This is a genomic window from Amycolatopsis sp. NPDC114503, assembly GCF_055633655.1.
This window is the reverse complement of the sequence record NZ_JBVKDT010000001.1, coordinates 952,142-965,059: the sequence shown is the minus strand read 5'-3', so window position 1 is coordinate 965,059 and position 12,918 is coordinate 952,142. Positions and strand designations below refer to the sequence as shown.

The window sequence follows — 12,918 nt, the reverse complement described above, 5'->3', positions numbered from 1 at the left end:
GACTCACTTCTTCTTCGGGGCGACGATGCGGGAAAGGACCGTGGCGAGCAGGTTGATCACGGCGATGATGAGCACCAGGGTGAGCGCGGCTCCCCAGATCCGGTCGAAGCCGACGCTGCCGGGGTCCATCGAGTTGGTGGCGCGTTCGTTGTTCATCACCAACGGCAGCGACGCCTGCTCCCCGCTGAAGATGTTCCAGTTGACGTAAGACGTGTAGCCGACGAGCACCAGCAGCGGCGCGGTTTCGCCCATCACGCGGGCGAGCGCCATCATGATGCCGCCGAGAATGCCCGACAGCGCCGTCGGAAGCACGATCTTCATGATCGTCTTCCACTTCGGCACGCCCAGCGCGTAAGAAGCCTCGCGCAGGTCGTCCGGCACGATCCGCAGCATTTCCTCCGACGAGCGGACGACGACCGGAATCATCAGCAGCACCAACGCCAGTGACACCGCGAACCCGCTGCGCGGCAGGCCGAGCGTGGTGACCCACAGCGCGTAAATGAACAGAGCGGCCACAATGGACGGAACACCGGACAGGATGTCCACCATGAACGTGGTCGCCCTGGCCAGCTTGCCGCGGCCGTACTCGACGAGGTAGATCGCGACCAGCAGGCCGATCGGCACCGAGATGACCGCGCACACCACACCCTGCATCAGGGTGCCGATGACCGCGTGCAGCACGCCCCCGCCGACCTCGTCGCCGAGCACCGAACCGAAGTCCTGGCCCCACCAGTTGCTGTACGGGATCCGCTTGATCCCGTTGGCGATCACCGTGTACAGCACCCACACCAGCGGGACGACGGCGATCAGGAACGACAGCCACACCAGCACGGTGGCTACGCCGTTTTTGGCCTTGCGGGCCGCACTCACCTGCTGGAAAGCCGGTGTCGTGGCGGGCCGTTCGAGGGTGGTCGACATGGTCACTCCCCCTTCTTGCCGACGATCGAGCGGGCGGCGAAGTTGACCAGGAACGTCAGCACGAACAGCACCAGACCGGCCGCGATGTAGGCGCCGGCCGAGGTCGGGTTGTTGAACTCGCTGTAGTTCTGGGCGATCTTCGAGGCGAACGTCGCGCCGCCGTCGAAGAGGCTCCAGTCGAAGTTGCGGCCCTGCGGGATCAGCAGGATCACCGCCAGCGCAATGGTTTCACCGAGTGCGCGGCCGAGGCCGAGCATCGACGCACCGACGAAACCGGCCTTGCCGAACGGCAGCACCGTGGTGCGAATGACCTCCCAGCGCGTGGCGCCGAGCGCGAGCGCGCCCTCGATCTGCGCGGTCGGCGTGCGCTCGAAAACCTCGCGGGTAAGCGACGTGATGATCGGCAGGATCATCACCGCCAGCACGATTCCGGCGGTGAAAATGGTGCCGCGCACGTTCGGCGCGATGTTGCCCGGCGCGAAAATCGGAATCCACGAGAAAGTGCTGTTGACCCACTCGGAAAACGGCTCGATCGCGGGCGCGAACACGAGAATGCCCCACAGGCCGAAAATGATCGACGGCACCGCGGCGAGCAGGTCCACGACGTAGGCGAACGGCCGGGCCAGTTTCGACGGCGCGTACTGGGTGAGAAACAGCGCGATGCCCAGCGAGATCGGCATCGCGATGATCAGCGCCACCACCGAGGTCGCCACGGTGACCTCGGCGAGGTCGGCGATGCCGAACGCCATGTTCGCCGGGTCGTTCGTCGACCACCCGTGGTTGAACAGGAAGTTGACCTTGTCCGCCTTCAGCGCCGGAATCGCCTGGACGACCAGGAAAATCCCGATCAAGGCGATCAGGGCGACGACGAAAATCCCGGCCCCGGTGGTCAGATTCTGGAAGATGCGGTCACCGGCTCGCACCTTCGTCGGCTTCTTCCGCGCGGGGGGCGCTTCGGGCGCCGGCGCGGGTGGCTTGTCCGAAATCGGATCCTCCGGGAACGCTCGGGCGGACGACGAACGCCCACCGGGGTCGCCGGTGGGCGTTCGCGTCGAGGATTGGTCGCTCATCGACAGTCTCTGTCAGCCTTCGTACCAGTTAGGCGGTTCAGGAAATTTCCTTGACGGCCTTCAGCACCTTGTCCTGCAGGCTCTGCGGGATCGGCACGTAGCCCTTGGCCGACAGCGGCTGCTGGCCGTCGGTGGCGGACACCGTCAGGAACGCCTTGACGGCCTTCGCGACGTCCGGGTTCGAGTACTTCGAGCACACGATCTCGTACGTGGTCAGCAGCAGCGGGTAGGCGCCCGGCACGTTGCTGGAGTAGATGCCGTTGAGGTCCATCGCCAGGTCGTTGGTGCCCGGGTGGGCGAACTTGGCGGCGTCCAGCGACTTGGCCACGTTCTCCGCGCTCAGCTCGACGCCGCCGGAGCCGCTGTCGATCTTGGCCGGGGTGACGCCGTCCTTGGCGAACGCGCTCTCCACGTAGGTGATCGAGCCGTCGGCGCCCTTGACGGTGCTCGCGACACCGTTCGAGCCCTGCGCACCGTTGCCCACGCCGCCGTTGAACTTCTTGCCGGCGCCCTGGGTCCAGACGTCCTTCGCGGCCGCGCCGAGGTACTTCTGGAAGTTGTCGGTGGTGCCCGACTCCTCGGAGCGGGAGACGACCTGGATCGGCTTGTCCGGCAGGTTCAGGCTCTCGTTGCCCTTGACCGCCTTGATGGCCGGGTCGTTCCAGTTCTTGATGCCGCCGTTGAAGATCTTGGCGATGACCTGCGGGGTGAGCGTCAGCTTGTCCACACCGGACAGGTGGTAGCCGACCGCGATCGGGCCGACGACCAGCGGGATGTTCAGCGCGGGCGAGCCGCAGCGCTTGGTGGCGGCCTCGAGGTCGGCGTCCTTGATCGGCGAGTCCGAACCGCCGAAGTCGACCTGGTTGGCGTTGAACTGCTTGACGCCGGCGCCGGAACCGGTGCCGTTGTAGTTCACCTTCTGGCCGGAGCACTTCTTGGCGTAGGCCTGGTTGAACACCTCGATGGCGTTCTTCTGCGCGCTCGAGCCCTCGGCGGACAGCGGGCTCTTGCCCCCGCAGTCGACGTTGGCGGTTCCGGTGGCGGCGGGAGCGGCGGAGTTCGAGCCCGAGCCGCTGTTGGACGCCGAAGGGTCGGAGCCACAAGCGGCGAGGACGAGCGCGGCGCTCGCCACGATGCCGACGGCACCCAGGGGCCGCATGATCTTCACTGCATTTCCTCCACTCGGAGATGTGCCTTTTTGAATCCGGTCGGGATTGGCGGCGGGTTGAGCCGCACCGGAACCGGACACTAGGCAGCCTCGGTGGACGGTCGTCCTTGGTTGTATGAACGGAAGGTGAACAAGTCACCGTTTGTGAGCAGGACTACTACCCCGAATGGGTGCCGTGGCCTGCTCGTGACCTGCCAGTACGCAGAAAGTAACACGGGTCACCGGACGCGTCGACCGTGATCACGCACCGTACTGGACGTCGGTCTCGAAACGCTGGAACCCCAGCTTGTTGTACACAGCCAAGGCCGCGGCGTTGTCGCCCTCGACGTAGAGGATCACCCTCGGTAGCCCCCGAGAGCGCAGGTAGCGGAGTCCGGCCAAGGTCAGCGCCTTGCCCAGGCCACTACCCTGAGTAGCAGGATCGACGCCGACTACGTAGACCTCCCCGACCGGGTCGCCGTCGAATCGGCCGGGCACCGGGTCGTGGACCTTCGTCCAGTGGAAGCCGACGACCTCGCCGCTCTCGTTCTCCGCGAGGAAGAAGCCGGCCGGGTCGAACCAGGCCAGCCGTTCTTCGGCCCGCACCTCGGCGGCGGTCAGCGCGCCCTGTTCCGGATGCCAGTCGAACGCGCGCGCGTTGACCGCGACCATCGCGTCCTCGTCCTGGCCCGGCACGAAGGTGCGCAGCCGGAAACCGTTGTGCAGCACCGGTTCTGGCCAATCCGCACCCGAGACCTCGACGTGCAGGATCAGCAGTTCGCGCTGCCGGCCGAGGCCGAGTTTCGCCGCGATCGCCGCCGCACCAGGGTGATCGCCGTGTGCCCACACCCGAAATCCCGCCTCGGCGCGTTCGGCCAGCGCCCGCGCGAGCGCGGTACCGACGCCGCGACGCCGGAAATCCGGGTGCACGAAAAGCTCCGCGACCTGATGGCCGTGGGAATCGCCTTCGGTATCAAGGTGAACGTATCCGGCAGGCGCGCCGTCGAGGCGGGTGAGGAGATGCAGCCCGCCGTCGAAGTCGTGCGGCAACGGCCCGGTCGCGTCGACCTCGGGACGTCCGTCAGTCGCTTTGGCCGCGAGCAGCACTTCGCGCACCGCGTCGTCGGGTTCGGTCGTCCAGTCGCCAAGGTCGATAGCCACAAACCGACCCTACCGGCGAATGTCAGCGCGAGGTCAGCTCAGAAGCGTCGGACGGAACGGCGACCACCGGCTTCGCGCCCTTCGCCGGCCGCTCGAACTTGTAGCCGACGTTTCGCACAGTGCCGATCATCTGCTCGTGCTCCGGGCCAAGCTTCGCGCGAAGGCGCCGTACGTGGACGTCGACCGTGCGCGTGCCGCCGAAGAAGTCGTAACCCCACACTTCCTGCAGCAGCTGCGCGCGGGTAAACACCCGACCTGCGTGCTGGGCGAGGTACTTAAGGAGCTCGAACTCCTTGTACGTCAGCTCAAGCGTGCGGCGACGCAGCTTCGCCGTGTACGTCGCTTCGTCAATGACAAGGTCGCCTACGCGCAGTTCGGCGTCCGCCTGCAGGCCGATGCCGTCGCGAGTGGTCGCGAGCCGCAGCCGCGCGTCCACCTCCGCGGGACCCGCGGTGGGCAGAAGAATGTCGTCCGTGCGCCATTCGGCGTTGACCGCGACCAAGCCGCCTTCGCCGACGACCGCGATGACCGGTGTGCCCGATTCGTCCTCCGCGCCTTTAAGCAGGCGGCACAGGCTCTTCGCGGACGCGAGGTCGCTGCGCGCGTCGAGAAGGATGACGTCCCGGTGGCCCGCGTCGAGCAGGGCCGTCACTTCCGGCTCGCGTACGCGTACGGTGTGCGGCAGCAGGTCCAGCGCGGGTAGTACGGAGGTAGCGTCGAGTTCCCCCGTCAGCACCAGCAGGTCCAAGCTCATGATCCGCACCGCCTTCAGATTCGTCGCCTCAAACGTGGCGTCGGTCGGTGCTAAGTGAGAATAGCGGGTGAACACCCCGGCACCTAGCTCGTGCTGGATCGATCACACCTGGCCTAACAGCCAGAGCGTGACCCGCACCACGACGAAATCCACCCGAACAGGAGAACCGAGGCGATGGCGAGCAGGCCCGTGACCCGGGACGACCGACCGGCCAGCAACCCCGGCAGCGGCCGCCGCGGCAGGCGCGTGCGGCGGTGGCTCATCGTGCTGGGAGTGCTGGTGCTCCTGCTGGTCGGTGCGGATTTCGGAGCAGCGGCCTTCGCCGAGCACACGATCTCGCAGAAAGCCCGCGCGCAGCTCGGGCTGAGCGACGATCCGTCGGTCACCATCCACGGCTTCCCGTTCACCGTGCAGGCCCTCTCCGGTGACTACAGTCACATCACGGTTTCCGCCGACGGCGTGCCGGTCGGCAGCGAACTTCGCGACCTCCGCGTGAGCGCCGAACTCGAGGACGTCATCGCGCCGCTGTCGGACCTCACGTCCGGCAACACCAAGGCGGTGAAGATCGGCAAGCTCACCGGCGCGGTGACGATCAAGGCGGCCGACCTCGCGCGGGTCTCGCCGCTGAACAAGATCCAGAACCTGAAGATCGAGCAGTCGACCCAGGCGTACGTGAAGTACGGCGACACCGAGCAGGGCAAGCAGCCGGACCCGACGCCCACCAACGCCGACGGCGAACCGGCCGACGGCACCAGCGCGGGCCTGCGGATCTCCGGCGACGTCCAGGTGGCCGGGCAGAAGGTGGAGATCTTCTGCTTCGCGCTGATCCAGCTCAAGGAGAAGTCGATCTCGATCGTGCCTTACCGGTTGCAGTTCGGGAATGACCAGAGCACCACGATCGTTCCGGAAGCTGTGCAGAAAGCTCTGCTGCCGAACTTCCGGGCGACCATCAACACGGCCCGGCTGCCGCTGTCGGTCACGCCGACCGCGGTCCGCGTGGACAGCGGTTCGGTGACGCTCAAGGGCGAAGCGCACGACGTGAACTTCTCCGACCTGTCCACCAACCACGGAGGCTGATCCCGGTGACCGGAGTGTGGGTGCTGCTCGCGACGCTGGTCGTGGCGACGGCCGCGGGCCTGGTCCTGCGCGCCCGCAACGGCCGGATCCGCGCGGCCAAACCGGCCGCCGCGACCCGCGCTCTCCCCGCTCCGGTCATCGATGCCCTTGATCCGGAATCCGCCGTCACCCTGGTGCAGATCTCCACCACGTTCTGCACCCCGTGCCGGCACACGCGGGCGATTCTGTCGTCGCTCGCGGAGAAGACCGACGGCCTGCACCACGTCGACCTGGACGTCACCGAACGTCCCGAGGTCGCGCAGGCGCTGTCGGTGCTCAGCACGCCGACCACGCTCGCGCTGGACCCGGAAGGCCGGGAACTGCTGCGCGTGGGCGGCGTGCCCAAGGGCCCGGAGCTGCTGGAAGCGCTCCGCCCGCACCTCGCCGCCGCACCTCGCTGAGGCGCGCCGCCGCTTCCGCGGAGGTCCGTGAGGGCCACCCCCACGGACTCTGAGCCCCTCGGGTTCCCCTCACAGACCTCCGCACCGCGCGCCAAGTCCGTCGGCCAAGGGGAGAGAGCCCCGCCCCGGCTGGCCGCGACGGTTGATTCTCAGGATCCGGACCTCGTCCCAAGGAATGAACATGGTTCCGGGAGCGAGCGAGCCTGGGTACCCTCCCCCTGTGGACGAGCTGCCCATCACCCTCCTGACGCAGCGTCGCGCGGTCGATTTCTGCCGCGTGCGCAGCAGCTTGTGTCTGCCTTTTCCCGGACGGCGCTGAAGCACGTCTCGCGCCGTTCCTCGAGCTCCATCCGTCTTCGCCGCGTGCTGTCCGCACGCCTTCCCCTCGCACTCAGCAGGAGGAACCCATGTCCGCCGGACCGGCCGTAGACCCGCGAGGTCCCAGGTTCGCCGCGATCGTGACCACGGTGGTGCTCGCCGTCGTGCTCGTCACGCAGTGGTGGCCGTTGCTCGCACTGCAGACCGTGGTCTTCGCGATCGGTGCGTTCGTCGGGCTCAAGCCCGCGCCGTACTCGGTGCTGTACCGGCTCGTGGTCGCGCCGCGGCTCGGGCCGCCGACCGAACGCGAGGACGCCGCTCCGCTGCGGTTCGCCCAGGCGGTCGGGTTCGTGTTCGCGCTCGTCGGCACGATCGGCTTCGCGACCGGCGTGACGCCGCTCGGCGTCGTCGCGACCGCGTTCGCGCTCTTCGCCGCGTTCCTCAACGCGGCGTTCAACTACTGCCTCGGGTGCCAGGTGTACCTGCTGATCAAGCGTTTCAGCCCCGCGCGGGCGTCCTCGTAAACCCAACCCAGAAAGAGAGTTCGCCTCCCATGAGCCGAGAAGACGTCCTGGTCACCACCCAGTGGGCCGAGGAAAACCTGGACACCCCGGGCGTGGTGTTCGCCGAGGTCGACGAGGACACGACCGCCTACGACAACGGGCACATCCGCGGCGCGGTGAAGCTCGACTGGCGCAACGACCTCCAGGACGGCGTCCGCCGCGACTTCGTCAACAAGGAGGGCTTCGAGAAGCTCCTGTCGGAGAAGGGCATCTCGAACGACGACCGCGTGATCCTCTACGGCGGCAACAACAACTGGTTCGCCGCCTACGCGTACTGGTACTTCAAGCTCTACGGCCACGAGAACGTGCAGCTGCTCGACGGCGGCCGCAAGAAGTGGGAGCTCGACGGCCGCGAGCTGAACTCCGACGAGGTCAAGCGCGAGGCCACGACCTACAAGGCCAAGGAGCAGGACCTGTCGCTGCGCGCGTTCCGCGACGAGGTCGTCAAGGAGATCGGCGCGAAGAACTACATCGACGTGCGCTCGCCGGACGAGTTCTCCGGCAAGCTGCTCGCCCCGGCGCACCTGCCGCAGGAGCAGTCGCAGGTGCCGGGCCACATCCCGGGCGCGCTGAACGTGCCGTGGGCGAAGGTCGCCAACGAGGACGGCACCTTCAAGTCCGAGCAGGAGATCAAGGACATCTACGCCGAGGCGGGCTACGACGAGGGCAAGGCGACCATCGCGTACTGCCGCATCGGCGAGCGTTCCTCGATCGCCTGGTTCGCCCTGCACGAGCTGCTCGGCCAGGCGGACGTGAAGAACTACGACGGTTCGTGGACGGAATACGGTTCGCTGGTCGGCGTTCCGGTCGAGTTGGGAGCTAAGTGATGGCAGACGGCTGCAGCGCACCTGTGCAGGAAGCGACCCCGGCGGACTTCGACACCAACGGCCAGGTCGTGCTGGCGGGCAAGGTCACCGGCACCGACGGACCGGTCGGCGGCGCGTTCGTCCGGCTGCTCGACGGCGGCGGCGACTTCGCGGGCGAGGTCGTCTCCTCGGCCGACGGCGACTTCCGCTTCTACGCGGCCGCCGGCTCCTGGACGGTGCGCGCGCTGCACCGCACGGGCAACGGCGAGGCCAACGTGACCGCGGAAGGCCCTGGCCTGCACCAGCTGGCTATTTCGGTTGCCTGACAACGTTCTTCCGCAGGAGGGCCCCTCGGTTTCCGAGGGGCCCTTCCTCGTGTGCGGGACACTTGACCTCAAGTCGGCTTGAGGAGCCAGGCTCGCGAGTGTGTCCCAAACGAAAACCGTTGTGCGGAGCCCGCTCCTGGCCGTCGCCGTCTTCCTCGGCAGCTTCATGGCGTTGCTCGACGCGAGCGTGGTGAGCGTCGCGCTGCCGACGATTCAACGCGAGCTGCACGCCGAATTCACTGACCTGCAATGGATTGTCGACGGATACACCGTCGCGCTCGCCGCGCTGATCCTCACCGGCGGCACGCTCGGCGACCGATACGGCCGCAAGCGGATCTACCTCGGCGGGCTCGCCCTGTTCACGCTCGCCTCGCTGGGTTGCGGCCTCGCGCCGACACTCGGTCTGCTGGTCGCCGCACGCATCGTGCAAGGCGCAGCGGCCGCGGCGGTCATCCCGGGCGGTATCGCGCTCCTCGCGCACGCGTATCCAGAGCCGCGAGAACGGGCCCGGATGCTGGGGGCGTGGGGCGGGGTCGCCGGATGCGCGCTCGTCATCGGTCCGCTCATCGGCGGACCGATCACCGACGCATTCGGCTGGCCTTCGATCTTCCTGATCAATCTGCCGGTCGGTGTCTTCGCGGTGCTCGCTGGCCGAAGGGGTCTCGGCGAGTCGTCCGATCCCGCGCATGGCGCGCTGGACCTGTCCGGCCAACTGCTCGGCGCATTGTGGATCGGGTCGTTCACCTACGCCGTGATCGCGTCCGACGCCGTGATCGCGGTGGTGGGCGCGCTCGGGTTAGCCGCATTCATCGTCGTGGAGCTGCGGGCCCAGCATCCGATGCTGCCGATTCGGCTGTTCGGCAAGCTCCGCTTCGCCACCTCGATCTTCACGTCGTTCGTCATCGGCTTCGCCTGCTACCCGCTGCCGGTGCTGATCGCCGTGTACCTGCAGCAGGCCTGGGGCAGCACTGCCTCCACGACAGGCGTGCAGATGCTGCCGTACGTCGTCGCCAACGCCGTTCTCGCGTTTTTCTCCGGAAGGCTCGCCGCCCGCTTCACCGCGGAACGCGTGCTGCCGATCGGCCTGGTCATCACCGCGGCGGGCAGTTTCGCCTTCCTGCTGGTCGACACCGCGAGCCCGTATTGGCTGCTCAGCGTCCCGCTCGCCCTGTCTGGCATCGGTCTCGGCCTGAGCATCACGCCGACCAACGTCGTCGGGCTCGCCGGGCTTCCGGTGCAGCGCACGGGCACCGCGGCCGGCACGGTGAACGCCGCGCGACAGGTGGGAATGGCGCTCGGCGTCGCCGCGCTCGGCGCCCTTCTCGACCACGGCAGCACGCTCACGACCGGGCTGCAGACCGCGATGGCGGTGTCCGGCGCGGCACTGCTCGTGGTGACCGTCCTCACCGCCGCGACCCTGCGCAGGGCCGGATGAGGCGGGGCGGACTATTGTCCTCGCTGTGGAGACCTTGTTTACGACCCTGTTGATCATCGCGGGCATCGCCACCGTGCTGTTCGCGGTCTTTGTCGTCTACCGGCTGTACGCCGACCAGCGCTGACCAGCATGACGAGTGGCGACGAGGCCATCGCAGCAGCCGAGGAGCGGGCCGCCGGCACGCGCGACCGCAACCTGCCGTTGTGGGACGACCTGCCGATCCCGAACGACACGGCGAACCTGCGCGAGGGCCCGAACCTGAACGACGCGTGCCTGGCACTGCTGCCGCTCGTCGGCGTCTGGCGCGGCGAGGGCGAGATCGATTACCCGACGATCGACGGGCCGATCAAGTTCGCCCAGCAGCTGACCGTCGCCCACGACGGCCGCCCGTTCCTGTACCACGAGGCACGCTCGTGGCTGCTGAACGAGGACGGCAGCGTGCTGCGGCCCGCCGCCCGCGAAACCGGGTTCTGGCGTCCGCAGGAGGACGACACCCTGGAACTGCTGCTCACGCACAGCTCCGGCATCGTCGAGCTGTACTACGGGAAACCGCGCAGCCAGACGTCCTGGGAGCTCGGCACCGACGCGGTCATCCGCACCGCGACGGCCAAGGAAGTCACCGGCGCGCAGCGGCTGTACGGCCTGGTGAACGGCGACCTCGGGTACGTCGAGGAACGCGCGATGGTCGGCCAGGAAATGCAGCCGCACGCCTCCGCGCTCCTGCGCCGAGTGGTGGGCTGAGGCTCCGGGAGACGCCGTGCGCTGGCGGCGGTACGGAGAACACGCCGCCCTGCTCGACTGCGCCTCGCTCGACGAGATGAGCGCGGCCCGGGCGACCCTCACCGAAGCCGCGCTCGACGGCGTCGAAGAGATCGTCCCCGGTGCTCGCACTCTGCTGGTAGTCGCGTCCGCGGGTGCCCTGGAAGCCGCGCGTTCCTTGCTGGCTTCGGCCGATCTGGACCATCCGCCTGCCGGGGATGCCCGCGAAGTTGTTTTGGACGTGCGGTATTCCGGCAAAGACCTCTCTCTGGTCGCTGAGGACGCGGGGCTCAGCGTGGACGAGGTCGTCGCTCTCCACACCGGCGCGGTCTACACGGTCGCGTTCACCGGTTTCGCGCCAGGTTTCGGTTATCTCGCCGGGCTTCCCGCTCAGCTGCAGCAGCCGCGGCTGGCCTCTCCGCGGACCCGGGTCCCCGCTGGCGCGGTAGCCATCGCCGACGAGTACACCGGCGTCTACCCGCGAGAATCTCCCGGCGGCTGGCGCTTGATCGGACACACCGAGGCGACGCTCTTCGAGCCTTCAGCCGCGCCACCAGCGTTGTTCACGCCCGGTCTCCGCGTCCGGTTCCGGAGCGTCTGATGCGCGCCTTGGAGATCGTCTCGGCCGGATCTCTGGCTCTGGTGCAAGACCTCGGCCGGCCTGGTTACGCACATCTGGGCGTCCCACCGTCGGGTGCTCTTGACGTCGCCGCGCTCCGGCTCGGCAACCGGCTGGTCGGCAATGCCGAGGATGCCGCCGGGATCGAAACCGTGCTGGGCGGATTGACCGTCCGGGCCGCGGTTTCGTGCACCGCCGCGGTGACCGGACCGCCGGTCGCGGTGTCGGTGGACGGACGGGAAACCGGCTCGCACACGCCGATTTCGCTGCGGCCAGGCCAAAAACTGACGATCGGCCGACCAGCCACCGGGCTGCGCTGCTACCTGACAGTGTCCGGCGGCATCGCGGTGCCGCCAGTGCTGGGGAGCCGGTCGACTGATGTCCTATCTGGACTCGGCCCCTCGCCATTGGACGCTGGCACGACGGTCCCCCTCGGTCCGGTCAGCGGTGTTCCGACCGGTGCCGACGTGGTCGCCGCCGCGCCCGTGCCGTCGCGGCTGGCCGTCCCGGTCCTGCTCGGGCCCCGTGACGACTGGTTCGCCGACCCCGCGAGCGCGCTCAACGCACAGTGGACAGTCACCGCGGAATCCAACCGAGTGGGGGTCCGCCTTGACGGGCCGCCACTACGTCGAGTGTCCACTTCGGAGTTACCGAGCGAGGGCGTCCTCACCGGCGCGATTCAGGTTCCGCCGAACGGATTGCCGCTGGTGTTCCTTGCCGATCACCCGACCACGGGCGGTTATCCAGTGGTCGCGGTCGTGAGACAGGGGTCACTCGGAGCACTCGCTCAAGCACGCCCCGGAATCTTGGTGCGGTTCCACACGTCCTTCTGAGCGTGGAACGGGTAACGATCACCGGCGGCGCGGGTTTCCTGGAGCTGAACACCGGAGGACGGGCGGAGCTGCCGCAGTCGCTGCGCATCGCGCTCGCGACCGGTCAGGTACGCCTTCCGCTGGCGGAAACCCTCCGCGAACTGCTGGCGCTGCTCGCCGACGGCCAGTACCGGGTCAGCGGCCCGCAGCGGTTCGAGGCGGCGGATCTGGTCCCGGCGAACGACTGGCCGGACGACGACGATGCCCGGGTCGCGTACTACCGCACGGCAATCCGTTCCGGACACCGTCCGGTGGCGGTGGTTTTGTCCGGTACGCGACCGTTTTTGCTGGACGGGCACCACAAGATCAGCGCCTATCGGGCGGAGGGGGTCACGCCGTCGGTGGTGCTTATTTCGGCTGCTCGGACGGAGGGTTCGGGCTAGCTTTCGGACGTGACTGAGGAAGTATTCGCCGGCGGGCGGCGCCCGCGCGGACCGTGCGCCATCTCGAGAACGCCGGATTCCGGCAGGCTCCGCGATACTTCGGTGCCGAAGGCGACATCGAGGTGCTGGAGTTTCTCCCCGGCGAAGTCAGCACCTACCCGCTGACCTCGACCGCCGCCCGGCTGCGCGACCTCGTACAGCTCATGCGGACCCAGGCAGCAGCTGGCCACGAAGGCTTCGCCAGCCATGTCGCGGACGGCCACGACCAGC

At 68.1% G+C, this 12,918-nt stretch carries 16 protein-coding genes; 10 read left to right on the top strand and 6 right to left on the bottom strand.

Annotated features, from left to right (window positions below; genetic code table 11):
- Positions 1 to 3 precede the first annotated feature (3 nt).
- The 5 genes from pstA to ACZ7OI_RS04720 all read right to left on the bottom strand — a co-directional run bounded on the left by pstA (position 4) and on the right by ACZ7OI_RS04720 (position 5,050).
- Positions 4 to 918 (bottom strand): phosphate ABC transporter permease PstA, encoded by a 915-nt coding sequence (gene pstA, locus ACZ7OI_RS04740; RefSeq protein ID WP_470262830.1) that lies wholly within the window; start codon positions 916 to 918, stop codon positions 4 to 6.
- A 2-nt stretch (positions 919 to 920) separates the two neighbouring features.
- A complete protein-coding gene (pstC, locus tag ACZ7OI_RS04735; protein WP_470262829.1) occupies positions 921 to 1,841 on the bottom strand; it encodes a phosphate ABC transporter permease subunit PstC in 921 nt (306 codons plus the stop codon).
- 184 nt (positions 1,842 to 2,025) lie between these two features.
- Entirely contained in the window at positions 2,026 to 3,156 is a 1,131-nt protein-coding gene (gene pstS, locus ACZ7OI_RS04730; RefSeq protein WP_470262828.1) for a phosphate ABC transporter substrate-binding protein PstS, read from the bottom strand.
- 240 nt (positions 3,157 to 3,396) lie between these two features.
- On the bottom strand, positions 3,397 to 4,290 hold the full coding sequence (gene mshD, locus ACZ7OI_RS04725; protein ID WP_470263438.1) for a mycothiol synthase: 894 nt from the start codon (positions 4,288 to 4,290) through the stop codon (positions 3,397 to 3,399).
- Between the two features lie 28 nt (positions 4,291 to 4,318).
- Positions 4,319 to 5,050 (bottom strand): winged helix-turn-helix transcriptional regulator, encoded by a 732-nt coding sequence (locus tag ACZ7OI_RS04720; RefSeq protein ID WP_354745946.1) that lies wholly within the window; start codon positions 5,048 to 5,050, stop codon positions 4,319 to 4,321.
- 174 nt (positions 5,051 to 5,224) lie between these two features.
- Here ACZ7OI_RS04720 and ACZ7OI_RS04715 point away from each other — a divergent pair, with 174 nt between their 5' ends.
- The 10 genes from ACZ7OI_RS04715 (at position 5,225) to ACZ7OI_RS04670 (ending at position 12,648) form a co-directional block, all read left to right on the top strand.
- Positions 5,225 to 6,127, top strand: coding sequence for an LmeA family phospholipid-binding protein (locus ACZ7OI_RS04715; RefSeq protein ID WP_470262827.1), 903 nt, complete (start codon positions 5,225 to 5,227; stop codon positions 6,125 to 6,127).
- A gap of 5 nt (positions 6,128 to 6,132) precedes the next feature.
- Positions 6,133 to 6,567: a TlpA family protein disulfide reductase gene (locus ACZ7OI_RS04710; protein ID WP_470262826.1), complete on the top strand. Its 435-nt coding sequence runs from the start codon at positions 6,133 to 6,135 to the stop codon at positions 6,565 to 6,567.
- A 407-nt stretch (positions 6,568 to 6,974) separates the two neighbouring features.
- Positions 6,975 to 7,409, top strand: a complete 435-nt coding sequence (locus ACZ7OI_RS04705) for a DUF4395 domain-containing protein (RefSeq protein WP_344266159.1) — start codon at positions 6,975 to 6,977, stop codon at positions 7,407 to 7,409.
- Positions 7,410 to 7,438: 29 nt separating this feature from the next.
- A complete protein-coding gene (locus ACZ7OI_RS04700) occupies positions 7,439 to 8,275 on the top strand; it encodes a sulfurtransferase (protein ID WP_470262825.1) in 837 nt (278 codons plus the stop codon).
- Entirely contained in the window at positions 8,275 to 8,580 is a 306-nt protein-coding gene (locus tag ACZ7OI_RS04695) for a DUF1416 domain-containing protein (RefSeq protein ID WP_470262824.1), read from the top strand. The genes ACZ7OI_RS04700 and ACZ7OI_RS04695 overlap by 1 nt, the downstream gene beginning before the upstream one ends.
- A gap of 121 nt (positions 8,581 to 8,701) precedes the next feature.
- The gene (locus ACZ7OI_RS04690) at positions 8,702 to 10,015 is read left to right on the top strand and encodes an MFS transporter (RefSeq protein ID WP_470262823.1); all 1,314 of its coding nucleotides are present in this window, start codon (positions 8,702 to 8,704) and stop codon (positions 10,013 to 10,015) included.
- 129 nt (positions 10,016 to 10,144) lie between these two features.
- Positions 10,145 to 10,756 carry a heme-binding beta-barrel domain-containing protein gene (locus tag ACZ7OI_RS04685; protein WP_470262822.1) on the top strand — a complete coding sequence of 204 codons (612 nt, stop codon included), beginning with the start codon at positions 10,145 to 10,147 and terminating at the stop codon, positions 10,754 to 10,756.
- Between the two features lie 16 nt (positions 10,757 to 10,772).
- A complete protein-coding gene (locus ACZ7OI_RS04680; protein ID WP_470262821.1) occupies positions 10,773 to 11,375 on the top strand; it encodes a 5-oxoprolinase subunit B family protein in 603 nt (200 codons plus the stop codon).
- Complete coding sequence (locus ACZ7OI_RS04675) at positions 11,375 to 12,226, top strand: 5-oxoprolinase subunit C family protein (protein WP_470262820.1); 852 nt, start codon at positions 11,375 to 11,377, stop codon at positions 12,224 to 12,226. The genes ACZ7OI_RS04680 and ACZ7OI_RS04675 overlap by 1 nt, the downstream gene beginning before the upstream one ends.
- Positions 12,227 to 12,228: 2 nt before the next feature.
- Complete coding sequence (locus ACZ7OI_RS04670) at positions 12,229 to 12,648, top strand: hypothetical protein (RefSeq protein ID WP_470262819.1); 420 nt, start codon at positions 12,229 to 12,231, stop codon at positions 12,646 to 12,648.
- Here ACZ7OI_RS04670 and ACZ7OI_RS04665 read toward each other — a convergent pair.
- Positions 12,645 to 12,911: a hypothetical protein gene (locus ACZ7OI_RS04665; protein ID WP_470262818.1), complete on the bottom strand. Its 267-nt coding sequence runs from the start codon at positions 12,909 to 12,911 to the stop codon at positions 12,645 to 12,647. The two genes, ACZ7OI_RS04670 and ACZ7OI_RS04665, sit on opposite strands and share 4 nt — an antisense overlap.
- Positions 12,912 to 12,918: the final 7 nt, after the last annotated feature.

Excerpts from the sequence above, each read along its gene's own strand:
- pstA (WP_470262830.1), bottom strand. The coding sequence starts at position 918 with ATGTCGACCACCCTCGAACGGCCCGCCACGACACCGGCTTTCCAGCAG.
- ACZ7OI_RS04720 (WP_354745946.1), bottom strand. The coding sequence starts at position 5,050 with ATGAGCTTGGACCTGCTGGTGCTGACGGGGGAACTCGACGCTACCTCC.
- ACZ7OI_RS04715 (WP_470262827.1), top strand. The coding sequence starts at position 5,225 with ATGGCGAGCAGGCCCGTGACCCGGGACGACCGACCGGCCAGCAACCCC.
- ACZ7OI_RS04705 (WP_344266159.1), top strand. The coding sequence starts at position 6,975 with ATGTCCGCCGGACCGGCCGTAGACCCGCGAGGTCCCAGGTTCGCCGCG.
- ACZ7OI_RS04700 (WP_470262825.1), top strand. The coding sequence starts at position 7,439 with ATGAGCCGAGAAGACGTCCTGGTCACCACCCAGTGGGCCGAGGAAAAC.
- ACZ7OI_RS04695 (WP_470262824.1), top strand. The coding sequence starts at position 8,275 with ATGGCAGACGGCTGCAGCGCACCTGTGCAGGAAGCGACCCCGGCGGAC.
- ACZ7OI_RS04685 (WP_470262822.1), top strand. The coding sequence starts at position 10,145 with ATGACGAGTGGCGACGAGGCCATCGCAGCAGCCGAGGAGCGGGCCGCC.
- ACZ7OI_RS04675 (WP_470262820.1), top strand. The coding sequence starts at position 11,375 with ATGCGCGCCTTGGAGATCGTCTCGGCCGGATCTCTGGCTCTGGTGCAA.